1 protein-coding gene is annotated in these 1,275 nt (G+C 67.8%); it reads left to right on the plus strand.

Translation table 11 applies throughout. The annotated features are described in order from the left end of the window. The first annotated feature begins 99 nt into the window (after positions 1-99). The gene (locus CLV65_RS08630) at positions 100-1,236 is read left to right on the plus strand and encodes an IS1249 family transposase (RefSeq protein ID WP_094692035.1); all 1,137 of its coding nucleotides are present in this window, start codon (positions 100-102) and stop codon (positions 1,234-1,236) included. The last annotated feature ends 39 nt before the right edge of the window (positions 1,237-1,275 follow it).

Raw genomic sequence — 1,275 nt, forward strand, 5'->3', positions numbered from 1 at the left:
GGCATATAGGAACCAAAGTTATTGCTTATAATCCCCGCAGGCGTTGTGGCCGTAGGCGTGTCGTGGTGTCGAACTTGGTTCCCGTGTCTTCATGGGGTGATGAGGACACGATCGAACAGGGCCCCGGAGTGCGGATTGTGCGGGGCGAGGATGAAGAAGAACGGCCATGACCGGCTCGGGCGCCAACGCTGGATGTGCCCGGGTTGCAGGACGACGGGCGCGGTGCGCGACCCGTCCAGGCGCAGGCGTGCCGAGCTGGCGGAGTTCCTCGGCTGGCTGCTCGCGCCGTCGCCGCAGCCGTCCGGGTCGCGCGCGTTCCGCAAGAGGACCTCCTGGTGCTGGGGCCTGCGCCCCGTGTTGGAACCCGACGCCGCCGCCAGGCATGTCGTCATGGCGGATGGCACGTACCTGAGAGGCGGCGGGTGCCTGCTGGTTGCCATCGACGGCCTGTCCGGGGAGGTCATCGCCTGGCGATGGTGCGCGCGGGAGTCGACGGACGAGTACATCGCGCTGTTCTCCCGGATCCCCGCGCCGGACGTGCTGGTATGCGATGGCCTCCGGGGCATCGGGAACGCCTGCCGGCGGGCATGGCCCGGCACGCGCATGCAACGCTGCCTCGTGCACGTGCAACGGGATTCACGCCGCGACCTGACGTCGAGGCCGCGCCTGCAGGCGGGACGCGAGCTCAAGCGCCTCGCCGACACGATCACCGGAATACACGACACGGAGCAGGCCGCGGCCTGGGCGGTGCAACTGCACGAATGGCACAACCGGTGGCGCGACACGCTCGCGGAACGCACCTACGCCAGGGACGCGCCCGGGGACCCCCGCGCCGCCGGACAGGAATGGTGGTGGACGCACCAGCCCCTGCGACGTTGCTACCGCAGGCTGGAATCGCTGCTCAGATCGGGGTCCCTGTTCGCGTTCCTCGACCCCGCGCTCGTATCCGCCGGCCCCGTGCCGTGCACCACCAACCGCCTCGAGGGCGGGATCAACGCGCCGATCAAACGCATGCTCGTCAATCACCGCGGCCTTCCCGGACGGCACCGTGTCCTCGCATGCGAATGGGCATGCTACATGAAGAGCGCCAAGCCGGACCCCTACCGCTTCGCCATGCCGGGTGGCGCGACACCACCCGCCCACGCCGAAACGGACGGAACCTTCGACGGAGACGCCCCGGAACCCGGCACCTCAATCGAATGGACCGACCTGCACATGCCCGTCTTCAACACCTGAACGAGAAGTCTAAAGCAATAACTTTGGTTCCTATATGCC

Source organism: Pseudoscardovia suis (genome assembly GCF_002797875.1).
In the GTDB taxonomy this organism is placed as follows: Bacteria; Actinomycetota; Actinomycetes; order Actinomycetales; family Bifidobacteriaceae; genus Pseudoscardovia; species Pseudoscardovia suis.